At 64.8% G+C, this 26,532-nt stretch carries 22 protein-coding genes; 8 read left to right on the plus strand and 14 right to left on the minus strand.

The genetic code is table 11. From position 1 onward, the window contains the following. Positions 1–22 precede the first annotated feature (22 nt). From UP09_RS29470 to UP09_RS29485, 4 genes are all read right to left on the minus strand, one after another. Positions 23–616 (minus strand): amino acid synthesis family protein, encoded by a 594-nt coding sequence (locus UP09_RS29470; protein ID WP_044541876.1) that lies wholly within the window; start codon positions 614–616, stop codon positions 23–25. 22 nt (positions 617–638) lie between these two features. After that, positions 639–1,874, minus strand: a complete 1,236-nt coding sequence (locus tag UP09_RS29475; RefSeq protein ID WP_044541877.1) for a cation:proton antiporter — start codon at positions 1,872–1,874, stop codon at positions 639–641. 2 nt (positions 1,875–1,876) lie between these two features. Next, positions 1,877–2,818: a LipP1 family hormone-sensitive lipase gene (lipP1, locus tag UP09_RS29480; protein ID WP_044541878.1), complete on the minus strand. Its 942-nt coding sequence runs from the start codon at positions 2,816–2,818 to the stop codon at positions 1,877–1,879. 114 nt (positions 2,819–2,932) lie between these two features. Continuing rightward, complete coding sequence (locus tag UP09_RS29485) at positions 2,933–3,712, minus strand: SDR family NAD(P)-dependent oxidoreductase (protein ID WP_044541879.1); 780 nt, start codon at positions 3,710–3,712, stop codon at positions 2,933–2,935. A gap of 234 nt (positions 3,713–3,946) precedes the next feature. On the opposite strand from UP09_RS29485, the gene UP09_RS29490 reads away from it, so the two are divergent. Continuing rightward, positions 3,947–4,960 carry a DUF2155 domain-containing protein gene (locus UP09_RS29490; protein WP_044541880.1) on the plus strand — a complete coding sequence of 338 codons (1,014 nt, stop codon included), beginning with the start codon at positions 3,947–3,949 and terminating at the stop codon, positions 4,958–4,960. Here UP09_RS29490 and aat read toward each other — a convergent pair. Beyond that, the gene (gene aat / locus UP09_RS29495) at positions 4,957–5,637 is read right to left on the minus strand and encodes a leucyl/phenylalanyl-tRNA--protein transferase (protein WP_044542630.1); all 681 of its coding nucleotides are present in this window, start codon (positions 5,635–5,637) and stop codon (positions 4,957–4,959) included. The two genes, UP09_RS29490 and aat, sit on opposite strands and share 4 nt — an antisense overlap. Before the next feature lie 231 nt (positions 5,638–5,868). Between aat and UP09_RS29500 the strand changes: the two genes are divergently transcribed. The 7 genes from UP09_RS29500 (at position 5,869) to UP09_RS29530 (ending at position 17,348) form a co-directional block, all read left to right on the plus strand. Then, positions 5,869–7,314, plus strand: coding sequence for a DASS family sodium-coupled anion symporter (locus UP09_RS29500; protein ID WP_044541881.1), 1,446 nt, complete (start codon positions 5,869–5,871; stop codon positions 7,312–7,314). Between the two features lie 191 nt (positions 7,315–7,505). Further along, positions 7,506–8,807: an efflux RND transporter periplasmic adaptor subunit gene (locus UP09_RS29505; RefSeq protein WP_044541882.1), complete on the plus strand. Its 1,302-nt coding sequence runs from the start codon at positions 7,506–7,508 to the stop codon at positions 8,805–8,807. Next, positions 8,804–11,911 (plus strand): MdtB/MuxB family multidrug efflux RND transporter permease subunit, encoded by a 3,108-nt coding sequence (locus UP09_RS29510; protein ID WP_044541883.1) that lies wholly within the window; start codon positions 8,804–8,806, stop codon positions 11,909–11,911. Before UP09_RS29505 ends, UP09_RS29510 begins: the two co-directional genes overlap by 4 nt. Before the next feature lie 3 nt (positions 11,912–11,914). After that, positions 11,915–15,199 (plus strand): efflux RND transporter permease subunit, encoded by a 3,285-nt coding sequence (locus UP09_RS29515; RefSeq protein WP_044541884.1) that lies wholly within the window; start codon positions 11,915–11,917, stop codon positions 15,197–15,199. Positions 15,200–15,232: 33 nt separating this feature from the next. Further along, positions 15,233–16,687: an efflux transporter outer membrane subunit gene (locus tag UP09_RS29520; RefSeq protein WP_082070336.1), complete on the plus strand. Its 1,455-nt coding sequence runs from the start codon at positions 15,233–15,235 to the stop codon at positions 16,685–16,687. Positions 16,688–16,695: 8 nt separating this feature from the next. Then, positions 16,696–17,010, plus strand: coding sequence for a hypothetical protein (locus tag UP09_RS29525; protein ID WP_044541885.1), 315 nt, complete (start codon positions 16,696–16,698; stop codon positions 17,008–17,010). A gap of 11 nt (positions 17,011–17,021) precedes the next feature. Next, on the plus strand, positions 17,022–17,348 hold the full coding sequence (locus UP09_RS29530) for a BA14K family protein (RefSeq protein ID WP_245302266.1): 327 nt from the start codon (positions 17,022–17,024) through the stop codon (positions 17,346–17,348). A gap of 22 nt (positions 17,349–17,370) precedes the next feature. Here UP09_RS29530 and UP09_RS29535 read toward each other — a convergent pair whose 3' ends face one another. The 9 genes from UP09_RS29535 to UP09_RS29575 form a co-directional block, all read right to left on the minus strand. Continuing rightward, the gene (locus UP09_RS29535) at positions 17,371–18,456 is read right to left on the minus strand and encodes a sensor histidine kinase (RefSeq protein ID WP_044541887.1); all 1,086 of its coding nucleotides are present in this window, start codon (positions 18,454–18,456) and stop codon (positions 17,371–17,373) included. Then, positions 18,453–18,893 carry a response regulator gene (locus UP09_RS29540; RefSeq protein WP_044541888.1) on the minus strand — a complete coding sequence of 147 codons (441 nt, stop codon included), beginning with the start codon at positions 18,891–18,893 and terminating at the stop codon, positions 18,453–18,455. Before UP09_RS29540 ends, UP09_RS29535 begins: the two co-directional genes overlap by 4 nt. Next, positions 18,890–20,419 carry a sensor histidine kinase gene (locus UP09_RS29545; RefSeq protein WP_044541889.1) on the minus strand — a complete coding sequence of 510 codons (1,530 nt, stop codon included), beginning with the start codon at positions 20,417–20,419 and terminating at the stop codon, positions 18,890–18,892. Before UP09_RS29545 ends, UP09_RS29540 begins: the two co-directional genes overlap by 4 nt. A 100-nt stretch (positions 20,420–20,519) precedes the next feature. Further along, complete coding sequence (gene accC, locus UP09_RS29550) at positions 20,520–21,878, minus strand: acetyl-CoA carboxylase biotin carboxylase subunit (RefSeq protein ID WP_044541890.1); 1,359 nt, start codon at positions 21,876–21,878, stop codon at positions 20,520–20,522. Positions 21,879–21,902: 24 nt separating this feature from the next. Then, on the minus strand, positions 21,903–22,409 hold the full coding sequence (gene accB / locus UP09_RS29555) for an acetyl-CoA carboxylase biotin carboxyl carrier protein (protein WP_044541891.1): 507 nt from the start codon (positions 22,407–22,409) through the stop codon (positions 21,903–21,905). 51 nt (positions 22,410–22,460) lie between these two features. Continuing rightward, complete coding sequence (gene aroQ, locus UP09_RS29560) at positions 22,461–22,934, minus strand: type II 3-dehydroquinate dehydratase (protein WP_044541892.1); 474 nt, start codon at positions 22,932–22,934, stop codon at positions 22,461–22,463. A gap of 297 nt (positions 22,935–23,231) precedes the next feature. Next, entirely contained in the window at positions 23,232–23,969 is a 738-nt protein-coding gene (locus UP09_RS29565; protein WP_044542632.1) for a DUF1236 domain-containing protein, read from the minus strand. 225 nt (positions 23,970–24,194) lie between these two features. Continuing rightward, positions 24,195–24,962, minus strand: a complete 768-nt coding sequence (locus tag UP09_RS29570; RefSeq protein ID WP_044541893.1) for a DsbA family protein — start codon at positions 24,960–24,962, stop codon at positions 24,195–24,197. Between the two features lie 87 nt (positions 24,963–25,049). After that, positions 25,050–26,456, minus strand: coding sequence for a M48 family metalloprotease (locus UP09_RS29575; RefSeq protein WP_044541894.1), 1,407 nt, complete (start codon positions 26,454–26,456; stop codon positions 25,050–25,052). Positions 26,457–26,532: the final 76 nt, after the last annotated feature.

Here is a 26,532-nt window from a genome sequence, read left to right on the forward strand (position 1 = left end):
GTCCCGATTTGCGGGAGTCGCTTTACTTGCCGCTGGCGAAGGACGCGACGAGTGCATCGACTTCCTTCTGATCTGGACCCTTGCAGCGGGCGTTGACGCGCGGACCGGTGGCGTAGCCGATCCATAGGACGATCTCGTGCGGCCGCGGCGCGTCGTGGATCTGCGCCGGGGTCGAATCAAAGGCATCGAGATCCCAACCCTCGTCGAGGGGCCCATAGATCAGATCGACCGTCGTGCCCGGCGGGCCCACCTTGGCGTGGCCCGGAATGATAACGCGACCACGCTTGATCGCGCTGCGCATCGCCATGCCCAGTCTCGGATGGATCATCGCAGCGCCATGCTCGAGGTCGCCTCCGATGCCTACCACCGCCGCCTTGGTGTAGGCGCGCAGCTGCGCCGGGCTCGCGCCAAGCGTCGCCAGCGCCGTCTTGGTGAGCGAAGCCCCGAGCTCGAGCGAATAGTCGATCAGGGGCTTGAGGTCGGTACCGGCGGCCTTACCGGCGAGCGGGTTCTCGAACACCGCGGCAATTGCGATGCGTCGCAGCGGGGGGCTGGCGGCCGCGCCGTACTCGCTATTGATCTCTTCGACGAGAGCAACGGTCTTGCGGATGATCATGATGTGTTTCCTCCTCTAGCGTTTAGTGCGGCTTCGTCTCAAGCAGGCCCAACCGTTGCGCGAGCCAGCGCGTGGTGGAAGCCTGGATCAGGATCGTCATCAGGATCGCGATGAAGGTGACGGAGGCGATCATCTCGGCGCCCGGCGCCTTCATGCCGAGCAGCAATCCGGCGAGGGCGGCCGGAATGACGCCGGTTTCGCGGGTCCAGCACATGAACAGCATTTCGGCAAAGCTCCAGCGCGCGCGGCGATCCGGCAGCGCGCAGAGGAACACGGTGGCGGGCCGCGCCACGAACATCAGCACCAGCGTGACCGCGACGCCGTCGAGCCAGTATTGCTTCATCAGCGCGAAATCGACCTGTGCACCAAGCAGGATGAAGATGAACAGGCGCAGGATGAACGCCGTGGTGAGTACGAACTCGTCGAGCCTCTCGGCTTCGCCGGGTTCCATCCTGAAGCCGAAGCTTTCCTTGTTGCCGAGCACGATGCCGAACACGAACACCGCCATGAAGCCGGAGGCATGCATGCCTTCGGCAGCAAAGTACGCACCGATCACCGCGACGACGGTGACGACGGGGGCGTATTCGGCGAGGAAGGCCCATTTCTCGTGCGCGATCAGCAGCGCCGCGAGAGTGCCGAGCACGATGCCGGCGACGATGCCGATGACGGAATGCTCGATCAGTCCGAACAGCGAGGCGGAGAGCGAGAACGTGCTACCGGTTGCCACGCCGAGGATGCTGAAGGTGATGATCGCGCCCATGGCGTCGTTGAAGGCGGACTCGCTCATCACGGTCTGCGCGACGCGATCACGGATATGGACCTGGCGGAAGATCGGCACCAGCGTCGCGGGGTCGGTGGAGGCGATGGTCGCCGCGAGCAGGAAAGCCACGATAAGGGGAATGCCGAGGATGACATGCGCGGCAAATCCCGTGATCGCGGCTGTTATCACGATGCCAACGGTTGCGATAACCAGGATGGTGATCCAGACCTGCTTCAACACCGCAAGCCGCAGCGTCGCGCCGCCGTCGAACAGGATGTAGCTTGCACCGAACAGCAGGATGATCTGGTTCAGCGCGGAATCAGCGCCGATCTGCACGAAGCCGAGCGCATGCGGGCCGATCGCGATGCCCGTGACCAGGAACACCGCGACATCGGGAATCCTGATCTTCTGCGCGACGAACGCAGCAATCGTGCCGATCGCCAGGATCAGGCCGCAGGAAAGCAGCGTGTGTCTGGCGATCTCGATCGAGGAGGACACGTCTAGCCCAGCGCCTTCAGCCAGGCGCTGATTTCTGACACCGCGACATTGGCCTGGTTGAGCAATTTGCCCATGGTGAAGAAGCCGTGGAACTGGCCGGGGAAATGGCGGTAGGTGACGGGTATGCCGACATCCGCGAGGAATTTTGCGTATTCGTCGCCTTCGTCGCGCAGCGGATCGGCGCCGGCGGTCAACACATAGGCCGGCGGTAGTCCGGCGAAGTCTTTCGCGCGCGCGGGCGAGGCGCGCCAGTCGCTGCTATCGGCGCCACCGAGATAATGGTTGGCGCACCAGCCGATCACCGTATGGGTCAGCAGGACGCTGGTCTCGGGCTCCCGGTGCGAGGGATGCTGTCGCGCGAAATCGGTCGCGGGATAGATGAGCAACTGTCCGGCAAGCTTCGGTCCGCCATCGCGTGCCGTGAGCGCAACCACGGCTGCGAGATTGCCCCCCGCGCTGTCGCCCCCGACGATCAGGTGCGACGCGTCGACGCCGAGGTCCTTTGCGTTGGTGGCGACCCATCGGGTCGCTGTGACGACGTCATCAACCGCGGCGGGGAAGCGATGCTCGGGCGCCAGCCGGTAGTCGACCGAGATCACGATCAGTTCGCCCTCATGTGCGAGCTTCTGGCAAACCACCTCATGGGTATCAAGATCGCCGAACACCCAGCCGCCGCCGTGGAAGAACACCAGGCACGGCGCCAGCCCGGCCGTCTTGCGCAGCGTCGTCGGCGCATAGATGCGCGCCGGGATCGTGCCGTGTGACGCTGGGATCGCGAGCGGCTTGCTCGATTCGAGCGCGGGAGGTTCGGGATTACTGACATGGCGCGCGGCCCGATAATATTCGCGCGCTTCCGGTGCGGAGAGCGTTTCATAGGCGGGGCGGCCGGCTTCCTGGACCGCCTTGTAGACGGCGGCGGCATCGGGATCGAGAACGACGGGCATTGCGAGGACCTTCTATTTTGGTGACGTCATTCCGGGATGGTGCGCTAGCACCAGACCCGGAATCTCGAGATTCCGGGTTCGATGCTGCGCATCGCCCCGGAATGACAGCGGACCCTAGGCAGCGGTGCGGCCGCCGTCGACGGTGTAGGCGGAGCCGGAGACATAGCTGGCTTCGTCGGAGGCGAGGAAGGCGACGATGGAGGCGACCTCGGTTGCAAGCCCAAGCCGGCGCGCCGGGATGCGGTCGACGATCTTCTCGACAGGCGGCGGCGCGTTGCCGCCGGAGCGGCCCTGCAGGATCGTGCTCAGCATCCGGCTGTCGATCATGCCGGGGCAGACGCAATTGACGCGGACGCCGGTGCCGGTGCATTCCCAGGCCGCGCTCTTGGTCAGGCCGATCACCGCGTGCTTGCTCGCGCTGTAGACCGCGATCATCGGCGACCCCATCAGGCCGGCGATCGAGGCGGTGTTGATGATGCTGCCCTTGTTCTGCTTCAGCATCACAGGCAGCACATGCTTCATGCCGAGGAAGACGCCGACCACATTGACGTCGAGCACGCGGCGAAAGCTCTCCAGCGAATAGTCCTGGATCGGCTTGATGTCGCCCTCGATGCCGGCGTTGTTGTAGAAGGCGTCGATGGCGCCGAACCGGTCGACGGCGGATCGGACATACTCCTTGACCTCGTCTTCACTTGTGACGTCGGCGGCCACGGCGAGGGCCTCCGCCGAGGCCGGCAGAGCCTTGATCGCGGCCTTGAGGTCAGCCTCGCGGCGGTCGACTGCGACAATCCGCGCACCGCGCGCGGCAAACAGATGCAGCGTCGCGGTTCCGATGACGCCGGCAGCCCCGGTGACGACGGCGACCCGGCCATCGAGACGGATACGATCGGGCATGGTTGGTTTCCTCTGGCTGGTCCGGTTGCGTGCCGGATTTTCCTGGTTTTCGCGCGCGGCCGCGCGGCTTCAGCCCGCGAACTATCCCACGTGTCCCGGAGGCTGACCAGTGCTGGGGAGGGGTGGCAAACCGCCCTTTCCCCGCCGTATTCGGCGTGTTAACCGGTGGTCCTGCGAGCGGCTGATAAAGGTACACTTGTGACGAGCCCGATTCGCCTGATTAAGCCGCACGAGATGTTCCGAACCATTGCCCTGACTGGCTTCGCGGCCATTGTCGCCGCCTCAACCGTCGCGCTTGCGCCGCCCGCGCGCGCGCAGATCGGCACGATTTTCTCCGATCCCGCGCCGCGCCCGCCGGGTTCGATTCCGCGTGGCGGACAGGTGCAGCCGCCCAACGACGACGACGAGGAAGTGCCGGAACTGCCGCGCGGCCGGTTGTTGCCGCCGCCGACCCGGCCGCTGCCGCCGGCCCAGGCCGTGCCGCCGCCCGGCAGTGTGCAATCGCAGCCGTTGGCGCCGCCGCCCGGCGTTCCCCAGAACACCCAGCCCGGGGTTGCGGTTCAGCCGCCGCAGCCCGGCGGCCCCGCCGTCGCCAACACGCCGCCCGGCCAGAACCCGCTGCCGGGCCTGCCGCCAGGGCAGCGCCAGCCCAAGGGCACGCCGCAGCCGTCAGGCGCGCCGCCGGCCGCCGCGACGCTGCAGCCTGGCGATGAGGTCGTGACCGAGCCGCCGTCGACCAAGATCACCAACAAGAAGGCGAGCTTCTCCGGCCTCGACAAGATCACCGGGCGCATCATCAATTTCGACGAGGATATCGGCGAGACCGTGCAGTTCGGCGCGCTGCGGGTGAAGACCGATGCCTGCTACACGCGGCCCTCGACCGAAGCCGCCAACACCGATGCCTTCGTCGAGGTCGACGAGATCACGCTGCAGGGCGAGGTGAAGCGGATTTTCTCGGGCTGGATGTACGCGGCAAGCCCCGGCCTGCACGGCGTCGAGCATCCGATCTACGACATCTGGTTGACCGACTGCAAAGGGCCGGACCAGACCATCGTGACCGCCGCGCCCGATCCGCCGAAGCAGCCGACGACACCGCCGCCGCCAGTGGCGCAGAAGCGCCCGGCTGCGCCGAAGCAGGCGGCGCCGCGGCCGCCGCCGCAACCGCAATTCCAGCAGCAGCCGCCACCTCCGCCGCCCCCGCAACAGCAGCGGCCGGGTGGATTGTTCGGCGGACTGTTCGGGAATTAATTTCGTTGAGCGATGATCGCGAGGGCGTCGGCGCCTTTGACCGGCTGCGTGGCGTCGAGCGTGCGGAACTCGGCCGGTGCGCCCGGGACTGCGCGGTCGAGCAGCGCACGATAGCGCCGCCGCGGGATTTCGATCGCGCCAAAAGTCTTCAGATGCTCGGTGACATATTGCGTGTCGAGTAGTTCGAACCCGCCTGCGATCAGGCGCGCCACGAGATGCACCAGCGCGACCTTCGAGGCGTCGCGCGCGGTGTGGAACATGCTTTCCCCGAAGAAGGCACGGCCGAGGCTGACGCCGTAGAGCCCGCCGACCAGTTCGCCGTCTTGCCAAACCTCGACGCTGTGGCAGTGGCCAAGCGCGTTCAACCCGACATAGAGATCGCGGATGCGCTTGTTGATCCAGGTGTCGTCGCGGCCCGGATGCGGCGCCGCGCAGCCTGCGATCACGGCCTTGAACGCGGTGTCGACGGTGACTGTGAACAGATCGGAGCGCACGGTGCGCGCCAGCCGCGAGGCGACGCGGAAGCCGTCGAGCGGAATCACGCCGCGCAGCTCCGGCTCGACCCAGAACAAGGTCGGATCGTCGGCGCTCTCCGCCATCGGGAAGATGCCGCAGGCATAGGCGCGCAGCAGCACTTCTGGCGTGATCTCGGAAGAGACGGAGTCGCGTGACGTCATGCGGCCGAGGATAGCAAACCGCGGGCGTCCTTGCGATGGGCCGTGTTCGACCATCGCGCGGTGTTGACGGGACGCTCAGGTTCCTCCACAAGCCGCGCCGTTAGGTCGCAGGCGGTCGATCCATGCTGCGACGCTATGCTACGTTGCAACGAAATGGCGGTGGCACCGGGGGCATGGCGGCCGCACGCCCGACAATCAATAATCAAGAAAGATACGTGAGGGGGACGCTGCATGAAGATGTCATGGAGGACGTTTGCACCGCTGGTGGTCTGGCTGGCGATCTATCTGATCCCGGTGCCGGCGGGGCTGAACGTCGATCAGTGGCACTATTTTGCAGTGTTCGCCGCCGTGATCGTTGGCCTGATCCTGGAATCGATGCCGGTCGGCGCGGTCGGCCTGATCGGGCTGACGGTCGCCGGCGTCGGCGGCTATGTCGAGCACGATCCGAACAAGTCGCTGCGCTGGATGCTCAGCGGTTTCTCGGAAAGCACGGTGTGGCTGATCGTCGGCGCGTTCGTGTTCTCGATCGGCTATCGCAAGAGCGGGCTCGGCCGTCGTCTCGCGCTGCTCTTGGTGCGGACGCTCGGCCGCCGCACCATCGGGCTCGGCTATGCGGTGGCGTTCTCCGATCTGCTGCTGGCGCCGGCGACGCCGTCCAATACGGCGCGCTCGGGCGGCACGATCTACCCGATCGTCAGCAACATCCCGCGCATCTATGGGTCCGAACCCGGTCCGACCGCGGGCAAGATCGGCACCTTCGTGATGTGGACGGCGTTTGCCACCACGGCGGTGACGAGTTCGCTGTTCCTCACGGCGCTGGCGCCGAACGCGGCCGCGCTCGCGATCGCCAAGAAGCTCGTCAATGTCGACGTCGGCTGGTCGCAATGGTTCATCGGCTTCGCGCCGCTCGGCCTGCTGTTGCTGCTGCTGGTGCCGCTGCTGAGCTATGCGATCTGCCGGCCCGAGATCAAAGAGAGCCCGGAGATCGTGACGTGGAGCCGGGGCGAGCTCGCCGCGATGGGGCCGCCGTCGCGCCAGGAATGGATCATGGCCGCGCTGGTGCTGCTGGCGATGTTCTTCTGGATCTGCGGCTCCAATCCCAACATCAGCCTGCCGCTGTTCGGCTCCAACTTCATCAACGCGACCACGGTCGTGTTCGTGGTGATCTCGCTGATGCTGGTCACCGGCGTGATCGCGTTCGAGGACATTGTTGCCGAGAAGAGCGCGTGGGAGGTGTTCTTCTACTTCACCTCGCTGCTCACGCTGTCGTCGGGCCTGAACGAGATCGGCTTCATCAAATGGGTGGCGGAGGGTTACGCCAGGCCGCTTGCCGGATTGTCGCCGCTCGCAGGTATGATCCTGCTCGTCTCATTCTTCTTCTGGGTCCACTATTTCTTCTCGAGCATCACCTCGCATGCGGCAGCGGTGCTGCCGGTCGTGCTCGCGGTCGGCTCCAGCATTCCCGGCCTGTCGGTGCCGACTCTGACGTTACTGTGCGTCTATTCGCTCGGGCTGATGGGCGTGATCTCGCCTTACGCGACCGGACCGGCGCCGATGTATTACGGCAGCGGCTATATCGGGAAAGGCGACTTCTGGAGATTCGGGCTGATCTTTGGCGTGATCTACTTTGTCGGATTGTTGCTGATTGTGTTGCCCTGGCTACAGGCGATCGGGTAAACTCCGAACCAATCTGGCGTGAAGAGCGACAGTGGAGTAGGACCTTCGTTTGGAGTAGGACCATCCTTTCCGATTGTTAACGCGCTTTGTGTGCCGGAAGCGTTCAAAATGCTCCCTCGAGTGTGGCGCGCGCGGGTTCAGGGGACACACGGAACCGCGCGAGCTCATTCGTCTTTCTTTGTGGGCAGCTTATGGACCAGCAGACAAAACACCCGTCGATCCTCGTGCCTGAACAGACCAGGCGGTCGTCGCGCGGCCGGGTCATTCTGACCACGCTTGTCGTGTTGCTGTTGCTCGCCGGCATCGTCTGGTGGACGCGGCAGCAGGCTGCGCCGCAGCCGGCCGGCGGCGGGCGCAATTCTGGACCGATGTCGATCGTGCCGGAGACCGTCGGCAAGGGTGACATCGGCATCAATCTCAACGCGCTCGGCACCGTGACGTCGCTCGCGACGGTGACGATCAGAAGCCAGATCAGCGGCTATCTGATGAAGATCGATTTCAAGGAGGGCGACGAGGTCAAGAAAGGCGACCTGATCGCCGAGATCGATTCGCGCCCCTATGAGGCGACGCTGGCGCAGGCCAAGGGAAACCTCGCGCGCGACGAAGCGATCCTGAAGGGCGCCCAGGTCGATCTCACGCGCTACCAGGGCCTCGCCGCGCAGAACGCGGTGCCGCATCAGCAGCTCGACACCCAGATCGCGCTGGTGGCGCAGGACCAAGGCACCGTCGAAGCTGATCGTGCCACTGTGAAATCGGCCGAAGTGAATCTGCAATATTGCCGCATCCTGTCGCCGCTCGACGGGCGGGTCGGGCTGCGCCAGGTCGACCAGGGCAACTACGTCACGCCTGGAGACACCAACGGCCTCGTCGTGATCACGCAGTTGCACCCGATCAGCGTGCTGTTCACCTTGCCGGAGGACAATCTGCAGGCGGTTGCCAAGCGGCTGCGCGACGGCGCGGTGCTGCCGGCGTCGGCCCTCGACCGCAGCGGCAGCAACAAGATCGCAGACGGAACGTTGCAGACCTTCGACAGCTCGATCGATCCGACCACCGGCACGATCAAGCTGCGCGCCCAGTTCGAGAACGACACGCGCACGCTCTATCCGAACCAGTTCGTCAACATCCGTCTGCTGCTCGACACCCACAAGGATGTCACGACGATGTCGACGGCTGGAATCCAGCGCGGCGTTCCCGGCACCTTCGTCTATCTCGTAAATGACGACAGCACCGTCACGGTCAAGCCCGTCAAGCTCGGCGTCACCGACGGCGACCGGGTCGAGGTGGTTTCGGGGATTGCGCCCGGCGATCGCATCGTGATCGATGGAGCCGACAAGCTGCGCGAGGGAGCCAAGGTGATCGTTCGTTCCGCCGCGGACGCTGCAAATCCGGGCGCTGCGGCCAAGGGGACAGTGAACGGGGCAGCGAAGGGGGCTGATCCCGACAAGGCGGGAGGCGGCAAGCGCAAACGCTCCGAGGACGGGCAGAAGCAATGAACCCGTCGCGGCCATTCATCCTGCGGCCGGTGGCGACGACCCTGCTGATGATCGCCATCATGCTGTCCGGCATGCTGGCGTTCAGATTCCTGCCTGTCGCGGCGCTGCCGGAGGTCGATTATCCCACCATCCAGGTGCAGACCTTCTATCCGGGCGCCAGCCCTGACGTGATGACGTCGTCGGTGACGGCGCCGCTTGAGGTGCAGTTCGGCCAGATGCCGAATTTGAACCAGATGAGCTCGGTGAGCTCGGCCGGCTCCTCCGTGATCACGCTGCAGTTCGGACTGTCGATCTCGCTCGATGTCGCCGAGCAGGAGGTGCAGGCCGCGATCAACGCCGCGGGCAATCTGTTGCCGTCGGACCTGCCGGCGCCGCCGATCTACGCCAAGGTCAATCCGGCAGACGCGCCGATCCTGACGCTCGGCCTGACGTCGAAGACCATGCCGCTGACGCAGGTCGAGGATTTCGTCGATACAAGGCTGGCGCAGAAGATCTCGCAGCTTCCCGGCGTCGGCCTCGTCAGCATCAGCGGCGGCCAGCGCCCCGCGGTGCGTATCCAGGCCGACATCCGCAAGCTCGCGGCCTATGGCCTCAACATCGACGATCTCCGCACCACGCTCGGCAACGCGAACGTCAACACGCCGAAGGGCAATTTCGACGGCGCGATGCGCGCCTACACCATCAACGCCAACGACCAGATCCGTAACGCCAGCGACTACAAATCGTTGATCGTCGCCTACAAGAACGGCTCGCCGGTCCGCCTCAGCGACGTCGGCAACGTCACCGACGGCGCGCAGAACGACAAGCTCGGCGCCTGGATGAACCAGACGCAGGCGATCATCCTCAACATCCAGCGTCAGCCCGGCGCCAACGTTATCTCGGTGGTCGAGGGCATCAAGGCGCTGCTGCCGCAGCTGCAGGCCACGTTGCCGGCCGCGATCGATCTCGACATCCTGACCGACCGGACTGTGACGATCCGGGCCTCGGTCCGCGATGTCGAATACGAGCTATCGCTCGCGGTGATGCTGGTGGTGCTGGTGATCTTCGTGTTCCTGCGCAACGCCCGCGCCACCCTGATCCCGAGCCTGTCGGTGCCGTTGTCGCTGGTCGGCACGCTGGGGGCGATGTATCTGTTCGGCTTCAGCCTGAACAATCTGTCGCTGATGGCGCTCACGATCGCGACCGGGTTCGTGGTCGACGACGCCATCGTCGTGATCGAGAACATCTCGCGCTATATCGAGGAGGGTGAGTCGCCACTGCAGGCTGCGCTGCGCGGCTCCGAGCAGATCGGCTTCACCATCATCTCGCTGACGGTGTCGCTGATCGCGGTGCTGATTCCGCTGTTGTTCATGGGCGATGTGGTCGGCCGCCTGTTCCGTGAATTCGCCATCACGCTGTCGGTCACGATCCTGATCTCGGCCGTGGTGTCGCTGACCTTGGTGCCGATGGCCTGCGCCAAGCTGTTGAAGCCGGAGAGCGCATCGCACGAGAACACGTTCCAGCGGCTTGCCCGCGAAGGCTTCGACCATGTCATCGCGATCTATGGCCGGATGCTCAATTGGGTGCTGGACCGCCAGACCCTGGTGCTGCTGATCGCGCTGGCCACTTTCGGCGTGACTGCGTGGCTCTACATCGTCATCCCCAAGGGGTTCTTCCCGTTGCAGGACACCGGCGTGATCCAGGCGATTTCGGAGGCGCCGCAATCGGTGTCCTATGCCGCGATGGCCGAGCGCCAGCAGCAACTCGCGAGCGCGATCCTGAAGGATCCTGATGTCGACAGCCTGTCGTCCTTCATCGGCGTCGACGGCACCAACACCACGCTGAACAGCGGCCGCATCCTGATCAACCTGAAGCCGCATGAGGAGCGCAAGGCCGACATTGCGACGGTCATGAACAGGATCAAGGCGAGCACGGCTTCGTTGACCGGCGTTACGCTCTATATGCAGCCGGTCCAGGACTTGACCATCGAAGGCACGGTGAGCAAGACGCAGTACCAGTTCATCCTGCAGGACGCCGATCCGGCCCAGCTCGCCGAGTGGACGCCGAAGCTGGTCGACAGGCTGGCGCAACTGCCCGAATTCAGCGACGTCGCGAGCGACATCTCCGCGCAGGGGCTGTCGGTCTTTGTCGAGATCGACCGCGACCAGGCGGCCCGGTTCGGAATCACGCCGGCGACGATCGACAACGCGCTCTATGACTCCTATGGCCAGCGCATCGTCTCGACCATCTTCACCAACTCGAACCAGTACCGCGTGATCCTGGAGGCCGATCCGTCGCTGCAAAACTCGCTGCAAGCGCTGTCGGCGATCTACCTGCCGTCATCGGTCGGCTCGACGCCGGTGCCGTTATCGGTGATGGCGAAGATGCGGGAGGAGACCGCACCGTTGCAGGTCTCCCATCTCGGACAATTCCCGTCCGCGACGGTGTCGTTCAACCTCGCGCCCGGCGCCGCACTGGGCGACGCGGTGACCGCGATCAAGCAGGCCCAGATCGATATCGGCCAACCGCTCGGTGTCATCACGAGCTTCCAGGGCGCGGCACTGGCGTTCCAGTCGTCACTCTCCAACCAGCTGTTCCTGATCCTGGCGGCGATCATCACGGTCTATATCGTGCTTGGTGTGCTCTATGAGAGCTTCATCCATCCTCTCACCATCCTCTCGACACTGCCTTCGGCCGGCATCGGAGCGTTGCTGGCGCTGATCGTGGCGGGGCAGGACCTGACCATCGTCGCGATCATCGGCATCATCCTGTTGATCGGTATCGTGAAGAAGAACGCGATCATGATGATCGACTTCGCGCTCGATGCCGAGCGCAACGAGGGCAAGCCGCCACGCGAGGCGATCTACCAGGCCTGCCTGCTACGCTTCCGGCCGATCATCATGACGACCATGGCCGCGGTGCTCGGTGCGCTGCCGTTGATGATCGGCACCGGCGCGGGCTCCGAATTGCGGCATCCGCTCGGCATCTCCATCGTCGGCGGCCTGTTGGTGAGCCAGTTGCTGACCCTGTTCACGACGCCGGTGATCTATCTCTGGTTCGATCGGCTCGCGATCAGATTTGCCGGGGGCGCCGGCGAGGTCGGCGAGGCAAGCGGGTCGCATTGAGCCATGGGCCCGTCAACACCCTTCATCCGCCGGCCGGTCGCAACGACGCTGCTGACCTTCGGCCTCGCGGCGGCCGGTGCCATCGCCTTCTTCAAGCTGCCGGTGTCACCGCTGCCGCAGGTGGATTATCCGACCATCTCGGTGCAGGCGACGCTGCCCGGCGCCAGTCCACAGGACGTCGCGACGACGGTCGCTAGCCCGCTGGAGCGGCATCTCGGCCAGATTGCCGATGTCACCGAGATGACGTCGTCGAGCTCGGTCGGCTCGACCCGCATCACGCTGCAGTTCGGGCTCAACCGCGACATCAACGGCGCCGCGCGCGACGTGCAGGCCGCGATCAATGCGGCGCGGGCCGATCTGCCGACCAGCCTGCGCAGCAATCCGACTTACCGGAAGGTCAACCCGGCCGACGCGCCGATCCTGATCCTGACCTTGACGTCGGATACGCTGACGCGCGGCGATCTCTATGATGCGGCTTCCACGGTGCTGGCGCAGAAGCTGTCGCAGGTCGAGGGGATCGGCGAGGTGGTGGTGGGCGGCAGCTCGCTGCCGGCGGTGCGGGTCGATCTGATTCCGCAGGCGCTCTACAAATACGGTATCGGGCTCGAGGATGTCCGTGCGGCGCTGTCGAGTGCCAATGCGCACAGCCCAAAGGGCGGGATCGACGTCGGCGAGCAACGCTTCCAGATCTACGCCAACGATCAGGCCAGCAAGGCGGACGATTACAAATCGCTGATCGTGGCCTACCGCAACGGCGCCGGCGTGCATCTTTCCGACGTCGGGGAAGTGACCGACGGGGTCGAGAACCTGCGCAATGCCGGCCTTGCCAACGGCAAGCCTGCGGTGCTGATCATCCTCTACCGGCAGCCGAACGCCAATATCATCTCGACCGTCGATCTGGTGAAGGGGCTGATGCCGCAGCTGCGCGCCTCGGTGTCACCGGCGATCGATATCGGGCTCGCGGTCGACCGCTCGACGACCATCCGCACCTCGCTGCGGGACGTCGAACGGACCCTCATCCTTGCCGTGCTGCTGGTCATCTTCGTGGTGTTCGCATTCCTTCGCAGCGCACGGGCCACCCTCATTCCGGTGGTTGCGGTCTCGGTGTCGCTGGTCGCGACGTTCGGGGCGATGTACCTGATCGGCTACAGCCTCGACAATCTGTCCCTGATGGCGCTGACGGTGGCGACCGGCTTCGTGGTCGACGACGCCATCGTCGTGCTGGAAAACATTACCCGTTACATCGAGGAGGGGCTGAGCCCGCTTCAGGCCGCGCTCAAGGGCGCCAACGAGGTCGGTTTCACAGTGCTGTCGATGAGCGTCTCGCTGATCGCGGTGTTCATCCCGATCCTGCTGATGGAGGGAATTGTCGGCCGGCTGTTCCGCGAATTCGCGATGACGATCTCGATCTCGATTCTGATCTCGCTCGCGGTCTCGCTGGCGACCACCCCGATGATGTGCGCCGTCCTGCTCAAACCCGAAACCGGGGAGGGCCATGGGCGGCTCTATTGGGCGAGCGAGCGCTTCTTCGAGGCGATGCTGAGCTTCTACCGCAGGACGCTGACGGCCGCATTGGAGCATCCTGCGTCCGTGATGCTGGTCCTGGCGGCGGTGTTCGGCCTGAACTTCTACCTTTACAGCGTCATCCCGAAGGGCTTCTTCCCGCAGCAGGATACGGGGCGGCTGACGGGCTCGATCCAGGCCGATCAGAGCATTTCCTTTCAACTGATGCAGCAGAAGCTGACGCAGTTCGTCACCATCGTCAAAAACGATCCCGCCGTCGAAACGGCGGTCGGATTCACCGGCGGCGGTCAAACCAATTCCGGCTTCATGTTCGTGTCCTTGAAGCCGCTTGGCGAGCGCGTGTCGGCCGATCAGGTCATTGCACGGCTGCGGCGTTCGCTGGCGGTCGTTCCAGGGGCAACCCTGTTCCTGCAGGCGGTGCAGGATATCCGGGTCGGCGGCCGGTCCTCCAACGCGCAGTATCAGTACACGCTGCAGGGCTCGACGTTCGAGGAGCTCAATGAATGGACGCCGAAGATCGCGGCGGCCTTGCAGCAGGATCCGATCCTGACCGACGTCAACAGCGACCAGCAGAACAAGGGCCTGGAGTCCGATCTCGTGATCGACCGCGATGCGGCGGCCCGGCTCGGCGTGACCGTCAGCCAGGTCGACAACACGCTCTATGACGCATTCGGCCAGCGTCAGGTTTCGACGATCTATGTCGCGCGCAACCAGTACCACGTCATCATGGAGGTCGCGCCGCGCTACTGGCAAAACCCGGAGACGCTCAAGGACGTCTATATCAGCACGTCGGGCGGCTCGGTCGGCGGGTCGCAAGCGACCAACGCCGTGGCGGGTACCGTGGTGGCGCCTGGAACCTCGGGCGCGGCCAGCGCGGCCAATGCCCAGGCCGCGCGCAATCTCGCCACCAACTCGATCGGCGCGACAGGGAAGGGCGTTGCCTCGACCGGATCGGCCGTCGCGACCAGCAGCGAGACCATGATCCCGCTCTCGGCGGTCGCCAGTTTCAAGCAGGGGTCGACGCCTTTGGCGGTCAATCATCAGGGCCTTCTGGTCGCCAGCACCATCTCGTTCAACCTGCCGCCGAACGTAGCGCTGAGCACCGCGGTCAGCAGCATCGAGGCTACCATGAACCGGATCGGTGTTCCGGCCACGATCCGCGGCACCTTCCAGGGCACCGCGAAGGCGTTCCAGGATTCCCTCAACGGCCAGCCGTTCCTGATCCTGGCGGCGCTGGTGACCATCTACATCGTGCTGGGCGTGCTCTACGAGAGCTACATCCACCCGCTGACGATCTTGTCCACATTGCCCTCAGCAGGTGTGGGCGCCTTGCTGGCGCTGATGGTATTCAAGACCGACTTCAGTATCATGGCGCTGATCGGCGTCATCCTGCTGATCGGCATTGTGAAGAAGAACGCCATCATGATGATCGACTTTGCCCTCGAGGCGGAACGCGGGCGCGGGCTGGAGCCGCTCGATGCCATCAGAGAGGCATGCCTGCTGCGCTTCCGTCCGATCATGATGACGACCATGGCAGCACTGCTCGGCGCCGTGCCGCTGGCGCTCGGCATGGGCGACGGTGGCGAGCTGCGTCAGCCGCTCGGCATCGCCATTGTCGGCGGCCTGATCCTGAGCCAGGTTTTGACGCTCTATACGACGCCGGTCATCTACCTCTATCTCGACCGGTTCCGCTTGTGGGTCCAGCGCGCGCGCCGTGGTGGCGCACCGCGGGTGCCGGGGTCTTCACTTCAACCGGGCGAGTAAATGCCGATAGTTGCTGCGTTGCGAAGCTTTCAGATGGCGCGGAAATCCGTCCGTGCGCGAGCGTTTCTGTTCGGCAGTCGGCCCGCGCTCGCCGTGGTCGTTGGTCTCGGCTTCGGCTTGTCCGGGTGCATTCCGGGATCGGAACGTCCCGAGCTCAATCTCGAAGTGCCCGCAAGCTATCGGACTGCCATCAAGGGTGACGCCGATGCGGCCGTTCCGGCGCTTGCCTGGTGGCGCGGCTTCCGCTCCGGCGAACTGACCGGGCTGATGGAATCCGCGCAGCTCTACAACCTCGATATCGCGGTGGCGATCGCCCAGATCGTGCAGGCCGACGCGCAGGCCGGCGTCTCAGGTGCCGCGCTATTGCCGTCGGTGAGCGGGACGGCCAACGCGGAGCGCGAGCGCGTGGCATCAGGCTCATCGACCGGCGGCAGCGGGACATTCTCACAATACAGCGTCGGGTTGACCGCAAGCTACATCGTGGACTTCTGGGGCAAGAACCGCTCGACGCTGGCGGCGTCCGAGGAGAGCGCGACGGCCTCACGTTACAACCGCGAGGTGGTCGCGCTGACCACGATGGCGACGGTCGCCAATACCTATTTCCAGATTCTGGCGGCGCAGGACCAGATCAAGGTCACCCGCCGCAATCTGGCTGCGGCGGACCGGGTTCTCGCGCTGATCAAATCGCAATTCAATGGCGGCACCGCCTCGCAGCTCGACCTGTCGCAGCAGGAGGCGCTGGCTGCGACCCAGCGCGCGGCGATCCCGCCGCTCGAGGTGACGCTGGGACAGAATATCGCCGCGCTCGCCGTGCTGGTGGCGCGCGCGCCGGCCAATTTCTCGGTGCGCGGCGGCAGCACCACGCAGATCGCGGTGCCGCGCGTCACCCCGGGGCTGCCGTCGGAATTGCTCTACCAGCGACCCGACGTCCGCGAGGCCGAGGCACAACTTGCATCGTCCAATTTCAGCGTCGAGGCGGCGCGCGCGGCGTTCTTCCCGCAGATCCAGCTCACCGGCTCGACCGGTTTCCAGAGCGCGGCGCTCGCGACGCTGTTCGGGCCGGGCGCCTGGTACTACACGCTCGCCGCCGGGCTGACGCAGCCGCTGTTCGACGGCTTCCTGCTGGAGAGCCAGCTCAAGCAAGCCAAGGGCGTGCAGTTGCAGAATCTGCAGGCCTATCGCAAGGCCGTGCTGTCGGCTTTCGCCGACGTCGAGAAGGCGCTGATCGCGCTGCAGAAGTATACGTTGCAGGAGCGCCTGCAGACCGACGTGGTGACCAGTTCGCGGAAAGCCTTCGAGGTCGCGGAAACCCAGTTGCGCGGCGGCACGGTCAATCTCATCACGGTGCTGCAGACCCAGCAGACGCTGTTCACGGCTGAAAACAATCTGGTCACGGTCAGGCTCAACAAATTGCTGGCCGCGAGCAGCCTGTTCCAGGCGCTTGGTGGCGGCTGGACGCCGGCCGGCACCCTGGCGGCGCTGCAATGAGGTCGGTCATGCAACGGTTCACGGCAGGTGTGGTCGCAGGCCTCGTCATCGCGCTGGGCATTCCGTCGGGGGCGAGCCGCGCGCAGCAGCAGCTGGCGCCCAACAGCATTCCGCTGGCGTTCGGCATGACGGCCGACCAGGCCACGCAGGTGCTCGGGGTGCCCTTGAAGTACGTCCGCGGCCGCCCCGGCGACGAGCTGTTTGTCGCGCTGCCCAATGTCAGGGGCAGCATATTGTCGAACCGCAGCGACGCGCTCTATCTGCAATTCGGCAGAGGACATTTGATCGCCTGGAAGGGCGACTGGGGAACCATCCGGCCATGAGGATCGCAACCATGACCGCAGCGAAGATCCTGCTCGCCGGCATCGCCATCGTGCTCTCGGTGAATGCGTCGTCGGCGCAGGAGCGCCCGTTGCGTTACGGAAACACCAGCGGCTGGTCTTTCGATGGCAGGGACGACGATCGCGATTTTCCAACCAACGGCTATTTCCCCGGCAATTTCGCCGCCGATCCCTTCAGCGCCGGCTTCGGCGCGGCGGGCCTGTTCGGGGTGACGCCGTGGCGCTCGGCGCGGCCCTATCCGTCGCAGGTGGTGTTCGGTGCGCCGTGTCGGGATTGCGGCCCGCACCGGACCCGGCGGCACCGGTCCCATCACGATTGAGCAAACATCGGAGGGAGGCGGGTTATTTCGCCGCCACGCTGCCCTGTGGTGCCGCGGCGACAAGGCGGAAGCGCACCAGCATCCTTGTGCCGGTGTGGCCGGGGTCGCGCTCGACGGTGGCGTCGAGCTTGACGGCCATCGCGGTCACGATGCGCTGGCCCATTCCGGTGCCGCGCGGATCGACCGTGTCGCCCAATCCGACGCCGTCATCGCTGATCGCCAGCAGGATGTCATTGCCTTCGGGCTTCAGCTCGACATGGATCGGGCCGGCGCCGTCGGGATAGGCGTATTTCACCGCGTTCATCACCAGTTCGTTGACGATGATCCCGATCGCAACCGCACGGTCGGGGTCGATCTCGATCGCCTTGGCCTTCAGGGTCAGCCGTGACATCCTGTTGCCTTCTGCCGATCGCCTGAGATCCTCGAGCAGCGCCCCGAGATACTGGTTGAGCATCACCGTCTTGAAATCCTGCGAGGTGTAGAGGCGGCGATGCACCTGCGCGACCGCGGCGACGCGGCCCATGGCGTTGGTCAGGGCCGCCTTCACATCGGCCTCGGTCGCGGAGTTGGCTTGCAGATGCAGCAGCGACGCGATGATCTGCAGCGAGTTGCCGACGCGGTGGTTGACCTCGCGCAGCAGCACCTCGCGTTCCGCGGCCAGCGCCGCGTAGCGGTCGCGCGAGGCGTGCACCTCGGCCTCCGCCTCGTCGCGCGCCTTCTGGATCTCCGCCCGCCGGATCGCGCCGTTGACCGCGACCTGGAGCAGGGGGATGAACTCGCCCCTGACATCCTTGACCAGGTAGTCCGCCGCACCGGCCTTGAGCGCGGTCACGGCGATCGCGGAATCCTGCGACGCCGTGACGAACACCACCGGCGGCGCGTCCGCTATCTTCAGGATCTGCTCCAGCGTCTCCAGCCCGTCGAGGCCCGGCATGTACTGGTCGAGCGCGATGACGTCGATGCCGCCCTGGGCGAGACGCGCAAGGCCGTCCTGGCCGCTTGCGGCATGCACGACCTTGAAGCCCGCGCGCGTCAGCCCGCGGTCGACCAGGCGGGCGAGCCCCGCGTCGTCCTCGATATAGAGCAGTGTCGGCGTTGCGCTGGTCATATGGCGGCTGGCGGAACCTGAATGACGGAGAAGAACAGGCCGAGCTGGCGTATTGCGTTGGCAAAGCTTTCGTAGTTCACCGGCTTGGTAATGTAGACGTTACAACCGAGTTCGTAGCAGCGCTTGATCTCCTGGGAGTCGTCCGTCGTGGTCAGCACCACCACCGGCGTCGCCTTCAGGTACTTGTTCTCCTTGACCCGCTTCAGAATATCGATGCCGGACGTGTCAGGCAGATTGAGATCGAGCAGGATGAGCAGGGCCTGGCCCTTGCGGTCGGCGCCGGTGCCATCCGTACCGAACAGGTACTTGATGGCCTCTGTACCGTTGGTGAATGGAACGATCTCATTGTTGACACCCGATCGCCGGATATTCCGCTCAATCAGGCGAGCATGGCCCTCATCGTCCTCGATCATGATGATGGTGACTGGATCGCTCATGAGTCTCTATCCCGGTTCTTGCCTGTCCAATTGACCGGCAGTGTTATCGTGAACGTGCTGCCGTTGTGAAGTTCCGATGCTACGGACATGGTGCCGCCCAGTCTGCGCACAAGTGCGCGGACATGGGCGAGGCCGATGCCCTGTCCGGGCTTGTCCTGGGTTCCCGCGCGGCGGAACAGGTCGAAAATGCGCTGATGGTCCTTCGCATCGATGCCGCGGCCGTTGTCCTTGACCTCGTAGATCGCAAAGCCGAGCTTGGTGCGGCCCCCGATCGTAACGGCGCCGGGAACGCCGTCCTTGAGGTATTTCAGCGCGTTGTCGATCAGATTGGAGAAAATCTGCTCCAGCGCGAGGCGGTCGCTGACCATGTTCGGCAGCGCACCGAGCTGGATCGTGGCGCTGCTCTCGGCGGCCTGATGGGCCACGGTCTTGACGATGCTCTCGATCAACTCGCGGACGTCGACGCGCTCCGGTTTGAACTCGCGGCGGCCTTCGCGGGTGAGATTGAGAATCGCGGTGATCAGCCGGTCCATCTTGGCGATCGATGATTTGATGAAGGCGAGCGATTCGGTGAAATCATCCGATAGCTGCTTGTCGGAGCCTTCGAGCTCGGGCTCCGCGGTATCGGTGGCGTCATCGGGCATTGCCAGCGCCATCGAGGCCGAGCGATTGAGCGTGGCGATGCGCTTGAAGATGTCGCCGCGCAGTTCCTCCAGTTCGCTGGTGAAGCCCATGATGTTGACCAGCGGCGACCGCAGATCGTGGCTGACGATATAGGCGAAGCGCTGGATCTCCTCATTGGCCTCGCGCAAATCGGCGGTCCGCTCGTCGACGGTCGCTTCGAGGTTGAGATTGTTGTCGAGCAGCCTGGCTTCGGCCTCGTCGCGGGCCTGCGAGGATCGCCGCAGCAGCACGATCGAGAAGCCGGCCAGCGCCAGTACCATGCAGGAGCCCGCGATGGTGACCGAGGACGCAAAAACCTGGGTCCTGTCAGCGGTCGCCGTGCGCAGCGCAAACAGGCGGTCTTCCTCGGCGCGCATGTCGCGGCCGATCTTCGCGATGGCCTCCAGCGCGTCGGTCGATGTGTTGTTGCGCAGGATGGCCACGCTGGTGGCCGCGTCGTTGTTCTTGACGCGGTCAATGCCGAGGGCGAATTCGGCCAGCCGTTGCTCGATCGCCGTTCTGAGTTTGGCGCTGTTGGCGACCTGCGCCGGATTGTCGGTGGTCAGATTCGAAAGATGGTCGAGGGCGACCGGAATACCCGCCGTCGCGGTCTGATATTCGGTCAAATATTGCGGTGCCGATGTCAGCAGATAGGCTCTGGTCGCACTCTCGGCGCGGCGGACCTCGACGAGCAGGTTCGCGATCTGGCTCTCGACCTCGACGGTATGGACGACCCAGGCATTGTCGTCGCGCGCCTTGTTGACCAGCAGGACTGATGCAACGCTGACTGCGATCAGCACCAGAAACCCCGCCGACAGCAGCAGGATTTGCAACGCCGTGCGCCGTCGTGAAACTGGCGTCACGACCGTCTCGTCAAATCAATGGAGTTCAATGCGTCCCCGCGGAAAGTCATCAACCCTAGCATACGCCTGAGCGGGGTTGCGGGTTCCAGGGGACCGCGATTTATTTCTTGATGTCGTCGGGCTGGCCGGCGAGGTACTGCTCCAGCCAATGGATGTGGTAGTCGCCTTCGATGATGTCGGGCTCGCGGACCAGCGCGCGGAACAGCGGCAGCGTCGTCTCGATCCCCTCGACCACCATTTCGTCCAGCGCCCGGCGCAGCCGCATCAGGCATTCGCCGCGGGTCTTGCCGTGTACGATCAGCTTGCCGACGAGCGAATCGTAATAGGGCGGGATCACGTAGTTCTGGTAGACGGCCGAATCGATCCGAACGCCGAGACCGCCCGGCGGATGGTATTGCGTGATCCGTCCGGGTGAGGGACGGAAGGTCTGCGGATTCTCCGCATTGATGCGGCATTCGATCGCGTGACCGATGATTGCGATCTCGTCCTGCCGCGCCGGCAGCTCGCCGCCGGCGGCGATCCGGATCTGCTCCAGCACGAGGTCGATATCGGTGATGCTCTCGGTGACGGGATGCTCGACCTGGATGCGGGTGTTCATTTCGATGAAGTAGAACTCGCCGTCCTCGTAGAGGAATTCGATGGTGCCGACGCCGAGATACTTCATGTCCCGCATCGCCTTGGCGCAGGTCTCGCCGATCCTGGCGCGCGCGGCGGCGGCGAGCACGGGCGAGGGGCCTTCCTCCCAGACCTTCTGGTGGCGGCGCTGCAGCGAGCAGTCGCGTTCGCCGAGATGGATGGCGCCGCCGCGGCCGTCGCCGAGAATCTGGATTTCGATGTGGCGCGGCTTCTGCAGGTATTTCTCCAAATAGACCGAGGCGTCGCCGAACGCCGACCTGGCTTCGTTGGCCGCGGTCGACAGCGCCAGCGCCAGGTCAGCCTCGGTCTGCGCGACCTTCATGCCGCGGCCACCGCCGCCGGCGGCCGCCTTGACCAGCACCGGGAATCCGATCGCCTTTGCGATCGCCATCGCGTCGTCGTCAGGTCCGACGCCGCCGTCAGAACCGGGGACGACGGGAATGCCGAGCCGCTTTGCGGTCTTCTTGGCCTCGATCTTGTCGCCCATCAGGCGGATGTGCTCGGCCTTCGGGCCAATGAAGTGCAGATTGTGATCGGCGAGGATCTCGGCGAAGCGCGCGTTCTCGGACAGGAAGCCGTAGCCGGGATGCACGGCATCCGCTCCGGTGATCTCGCATGCCGCAAGCAGTGCGGGCACGTTGAGATAGGAATCCTTCGAGGGCGGCGGGCCGATGCACACGCTCTCATCGGCGAGCCGCACATGCATGGCGTCGGCGTCGGCGGTGGAGTGCACCGCGACGGTGGAGATGCCGAGCTCCTTGCAGGCGCGCAGCACGCGAAGCGCGATCTCGCCGCGATTGGCTATCAGGATCTTGTCGAACATCGCAGCGCCTGACGTTGACGATTTCTACTCAATGATTACGAGCGGCTCGCCGAATTCGACCGGCTGGCCGTCCTCGATGAGGATCTGCGTCACCGTGCCGGCGCGCGGCGACGGAATCTGGTTCATCGTCTTCATCGCCTCGATGATCAGGAGCGTCTGGCCGGCCGTCACTTTCGAGCCGACTTCGATGAACGGCTTGGCGCCCGGTTCCGGCGACCAATAGGCGGTGCCGACCATCGGCGAGGGAACGACGCCCGGATGTTTGGCAAGATCGGCCGCAGCCGCCGGGGGCGCCGCAACAGCGGGCATGGCGACCGCCTGCACAGCGGCTGCCGGTACGGAGGCGGCGATGCTGATATTGCGCGCGACGCGCACGCGCAGGCCGGCGCGCTCGATCTCGATTTCCGTCAAATTGGTTTCGGCGAGCAGCAGCGCAAGCTCGCGAATGAGGGCGCTGTCGTCGCTCTTCGACTCGCTCTTGGACTCGCTCTTGGATTTTGCGGCTGATTTGTCGTCTGGCTGGCGCGCCATGATCTTGATCCGGAATCTATCTCTGGTGACGGGGAACGTCAGGATTGGCGATTAAGTCTTTGCCTTGGCATCGATCTTGGCACCGATCCTGGAGGCGAGGCCCATGATCGCGAGCCGGTAGCCGTCGATGCCAAAGCCGCAAAGCGACGCGAACGCGGCTTTAGCAGTGAACGAGTGATGCCGGAAGCTCTCGCGGGCGTGGATGTTGCTGACGTGGACCTCGACGGCGGGGATTTTCACCGCCACCAGCGCGTCGTGCAGCGCGATCGAGGTGTGGGAATAGCCGCCGGCGTTGATGATGATGCCGACCGCCTTCTTGGCATGGGCCTCATGGATGAAATCGATCAATTCACCCTCGCGGTTGGACTGCCGGCAATCGGCGGCGAGCCCGAACTGCCTGGCGGTGTCCGCGCACAGTTTCTCGACATCGGCGAGATTGGCGTGGCCGTAGGTCTCGGGCTCGCGAGTCCCCAACAGATTGAGGTTCGGGCCGTTCAGCACATAGATCGTTCCGGCAGCAGCCATTCCAGGTTCCGGCCAAGGGTTCCGACGAAGGGTGAAGTGGGCCGGGTTATAGGTAACAACCGGCCGCAGGGGAAGCCTTTAGGTGGTTTGGGCCAGTCTTCAACAGCCTCGTCTGGGCTGTCAGATAGCTGCCGTAACCTTCGGAAAATGCTGATTAACCACATTCTGTGGTAGGCGCCATCCGGCCGGTCCGGGCGGCCCACGGGCGGCATGGATTGATGGCAAAACCCCGCCCCAGGAGGGGGCGGGGTTGGTAACCGGGAAGGGGCCTCATGCCCCTTCGCCTCGAGGTCGAGACTAGTCCTCGATGATGTAGACGATCTCATGCGTCTCGGGCTGCACGATCACGTAACGCCCGCCGACCAGGATGAAGTCATAGCCGCGCCATTCCGGATAGATCGTCACGACCCGTTCCGGCACCGGATAGAAGTGAACATCAGCCGGCACCCGCGTGCCCATCGACACATTGAAGTTCACGTTGGTGACCTCGGTCACCTTCTCCGACCGGATCGCGGTCGAGATCTGGGTGCGTTTCTCCGCCGGCGGAGCCGCTTTTGCCGAGGTCGCCGCGTTGCCGGTGGTCTGCGCGCGGTTGGTGTCGGTCGGGGCCTTGGTCTGCGCGTTCTGGTTGGTCGGCGAGGTGGTGCCGCTCTTCTCGGCATTCATGTTGCCGTTCTTGTCGCGGCCCTCGGCCTTCAGGTCCTTCGGAGCGGTCTTGTCGCGCGCGCCTTCGTCAGAGCTCATGCTCTTCGACTTCTGGGTGTTGTCCTGCGCGCCCTTGGTGGCGGCACCGGCCTTGTCGTTGGATTCGGCCTTCATGCCCGAGGGACTGCTCTTGGTCGACTCGGCGCCCTTCTTGCCGCCGGGCTCGCGCTCCATCGTACCCGAAGCTGCGCCGCCGGACGGTGCACTGTGCTCCATCGCCGCGCCGCCGCCGGTTGCCGGTGAATCCTTAGCCGCGCCCTGTGCATTGGCGAAGCCTGTGCCAGCGATCAGGGCCGCAGCAGCGACCGAAATCAGAAAACGGTTAGACATCATATTTCTCCTCATTCATTAGCATTGCCCGCGCCGACAACGGGGCAGCATGTGCGATGTTCCTCGCGATATCCGGTTCCCCGCGGTTTGTTTCGTGAATGCGCGATGAACGCGCGCGTGCTCAATCGCGCTTGCGCGTGAGATTGTTCTGCGTTCGGGCCAACAAAAAATCCGGCTGCGCAGCAGCCGGATTTTGCAGGGAACGAAATCGCGTCGTAGCGTCGATCAGCAGGTCGCCTTGCCGCAGCGGGCGACGCCGATCTTCTCCTTGAGACTGTCGGCACCGACCGCGCCGATCACGACCTGCTTGCCGATCACGTAGCTCGGCGTGCCGTTCATGCCCATGGCTTCGGCGAGGCGGAAGTTCTCTTCGATGGTCGCCTTCGCTTCCGGGCTTGCCATGTCCTTTTCGAGCTTCGCCACGTCGAGACCGATGTCCTTGGCAACCGCAAGCGCGCGCGCCTTGTCGGCGGCGCCGCGGCCGCCCAGCAGCTTCTGGTGAAACTCGAGATACTTCTTGCCGGTCGGGTCCTGCATGCGGACGGCGACGGCGACCTGCGCGGCCTCGACCGAGCCCTGGCTCAGCACCGGGAATTCCTTCAGCACGACCTTCAGCTTCGGATCCGACTTCATCAGATCGAGCATGTCGCTCATCGCACGCTTGCAGTAGCCGCAATTGTAATCGAAGAACTCGACGAAGGTGACGTCGCCGTCCTTGTTGCCGAGCGTCACGCCGCGCGGCGAGTTGAAGATGGTGTCGGCATTCTTGGCGACGCTCTGCTCGTGCTTGTCGGCTTCAGCCGCGGCCTGGTGCTTGCTCAGCTCGTTCATCGCCTCCTCGAGCACCTCGGGGTGCGCGACCAAATAGTTGCGCACGATGGTCTCGATGTCGCCGCGCTGGGTGTCCGAGAAGCTCTGGGCGGACGCCGTCAGCGGCGCACCGCAAAGGGCGAGCGCGACCAGGGCAGGGGCAAGAAGGCGGAGCGTTCGCATAGGGATAATCCTTGTTCGGCGGAACTCTAAATACGGCAGGGCGGCGAGCCGGTTTCGATGATCGTTGTATGGAACTGAGGTTTATTTCTAGTTGTTTTTCTCGCCCGGCATAGGCTTGGCGCTCACAATGTCGTCAGCCTTGACCCAACCGGGGGGGCCGATCGCAAACCGGGTCTTGGCGCGCGACGCAAGGTCGCGGGCGGTCTTGTTGTCGCCGCGGAGATAGGCGGCCTGTGCTGATGCCAGATCGGCCTGCGCATAGTCGCCCTTGCGGCCATAGGCCATCGCGAGCTGGGTAAAGCCAATCGGCGCCTCGGACTCGCGCGCGATCGCGGCGCGCAGGATGTTGATGGCCTCGTCGGTGTAGGCCTTGTTGTCGGAGGCGACGAGCGCCTGGCCGAGCAGCATCTCGATCAGAGGCGCGCTGTTCGAGAGTTGTACGGCCCTGCGCAGCGGCGCGATCGCCTCTACGGGCCGGCCGCCCTCGAGCAGGGCCTGGCCGCGCAATTCATAAAAGTAGGGATTGTTGGGCTGCACTTGGATCAGGCCGTCGATCTGCGCGATCGCCGAGCGCAAATCGCCGTGCAGATAGGTCGTGATGGCCCGCGCATAGCGCGCCGGCATGCTGGTGTTGGTGAGCGGATAGCGGCGGTAGACCGTATCCTGCCGTTCCATGAATCCGGAGATCTTGGCGCGCATCATGTCGTGGCGGAGCTGCAGCGCGGGATCGTCCTTCTTGTCCCAATAAGGGCTGGCGTGCGCGAACACTTCCAGCGCCTGGACACGATCGATCGGCATCGGGTGCGACTGCAGGTACGGATCGGCGCCATGGGCCGCGAACAGGCTCTCGTCGGTGAAACGCTTGAACGTGTCGTACATGCCTTTGGGCGACTGGCCGGTGGCGGTCAGGAACTTGACGCCGGCGCGATCGGCGTTTTCTTCCTGCTGGCGCTGGTAGGACAATAGCGAGCGCATGATCACGGATTGCGGGGCCGAGATCGCGGCGGCGCCTGCACTGGAGAGACCATTTCCGGCGCCACTGCGCGCCCCTGCGGCGATCGCGCCGGCACCGAGCAGCATGGCGATGATCATCTGGGTCTGCGCCTGCGCCAGCTGCTCGTGCAGCTTGGCGAGGTGGCCGCCGGCCAGATGGCCGGTCTCGTGCGCCAGCACGCCGATGATCTGGTTCGGCGTTTCCGACTGCAGCAGCGCGCCATAGTTCACGAAGATGCGGCGACCGTCGGCGACAAACGCGTTGAACGCGCTCTCGTTGATGATCACGATCTGGATGTTCTGCTTCTCCAGGCCCGCCGCGCGCAGGACCGGGCGGGTGTATTCGCGCAGCAGCTGCTCGGACTCGGTATCGCGCAGCACCGGGGGGCCCTTGCCCTGTTGTGCCTGTGCGGTGGCTATGGGGCCGAGCGCAAGTGCAACCGCCGTGACGAGTGCGGTCAGTTTGAACGTCCCGGTGCGAAGCGGAGGGCGGAACAGCATGGGGCGATCTACTGGCAGTGGCGGGCCCGCGAAAAGGCAAAACCCGATTCCGGCCCTGATTAGATCAGAAGCGCGG

The organism is Bradyrhizobium sp. LTSP885 (assembly GCF_000938305.1).
Lineage (GTDB): Bacteria > Pseudomonadota > Alphaproteobacteria > Rhizobiales > Xanthobacteraceae > Bradyrhizobium.

Bases quoted from the DNA above. Each gene is read 5' to 3' on its own strand.
- UP09_RS29525 (WP_044541885.1), top strand. From the start codon at position 16,696: ATGCAACGGTTCACGGCAGGTGTGGTCGCAGGCCTCGTCATCGCGCTG.
- accC (WP_044541890.1), bottom strand. From the start codon at position 21,878: ATGTTCGACAAGATCCTGATAGCCAATCGCGGCGAGATCGCGCTTCGC.
- UP09_RS29540 (WP_044541888.1), bottom strand. From the start codon at position 18,893: ATGAGCGATCCAGTCACCATCATCATGATCGAGGACGATGAGGGCCAT.
- UP09_RS29490 (WP_044541880.1), top strand. From the start codon at position 3,947: ATGTTCCGAACCATTGCCCTGACTGGCTTCGCGGCCATTGTCGCCGCC.
- UP09_RS29530 (WP_245302266.1), top strand. From the start codon at position 17,022: ATGACCGCAGCGAAGATCCTGCTCGCCGGCATCGCCATCGTGCTCTCG.
- UP09_RS29470 (WP_044541876.1), bottom strand. From the start codon at position 616: ATGATCATCCGCAAGACCGTTGCTCTCGTCGAAGAGATCAATAGCGAG.
- UP09_RS29535 (WP_044541887.1), bottom strand. From the start codon at position 18,456: ATGACCAGCGCAACGCCGACACTGCTCTATATCGAGGACGACGCGGGG.
- UP09_RS29485 (WP_044541879.1), bottom strand. From the start codon at position 3,712: ATGCCCGATCGTATCCGTCTCGATGGCCGGGTCGCCGTCGTCACCGGG.
- UP09_RS29520 (WP_082070336.1), top strand. From the start codon at position 15,233: ATGGCGCGGAAATCCGTCCGTGCGCGAGCGTTTCTGTTCGGCAGTCGG.
- lipP1 (WP_044541878.1), bottom strand. From the start codon at position 2,818: ATGCCCGTCGTTCTCGATCCCGATGCCGCCGCCGTCTACAAGGCGGTC.
- UP09_RS29500 (WP_044541881.1), top strand. From the start codon at position 5,869: ATGAAGATGTCATGGAGGACGTTTGCACCGCTGGTGGTCTGGCTGGCG.
- UP09_RS29565 (WP_044542632.1), bottom strand. From the start codon at position 23,969: ATGTCTAACCGTTTTCTGATTTCGGTCGCTGCTGCGGCCCTGATCGCT.
- UP09_RS29505 (WP_044541882.1), top strand. From the start codon at position 7,506: ATGGACCAGCAGACAAAACACCCGTCGATCCTCGTGCCTGAACAGACC.
- aat (WP_044542630.1), bottom strand. From the start codon at position 5,637: ATGACGTCACGCGACTCCGTCTCTTCCGAGATCACGCCAGAAGTGCTG.
- accB (WP_044541891.1), bottom strand. From the start codon at position 22,409: ATGGCGCGCCAGCCAGACGACAAATCAGCCGCAAAATCCAAGAGCGAG.
- UP09_RS29570 (WP_044541893.1), bottom strand. From the start codon at position 24,962: ATGCGAACGCTCCGCCTTCTTGCCCCTGCCCTGGTCGCGCTCGCCCTT.
- UP09_RS29515 (WP_044541884.1), top strand. From the start codon at position 11,915: ATGGGCCCGTCAACACCCTTCATCCGCCGGCCGGTCGCAACGACGCTG.
- UP09_RS29575 (WP_044541894.1), bottom strand. From the start codon at position 26,456: ATGCTGTTCCGCCCTCCGCTTCGCACCGGGACGTTCAAACTGACCGCA.
- aroQ (WP_044541892.1), bottom strand. From the start codon at position 22,934: ATGGCTGCTGCCGGAACGATCTATGTGCTGAACGGCCCGAACCTCAAT.
- UP09_RS29510 (WP_044541883.1), top strand. From the start codon at position 8,804: ATGAACCCGTCGCGGCCATTCATCCTGCGGCCGGTGGCGACGACCCTG.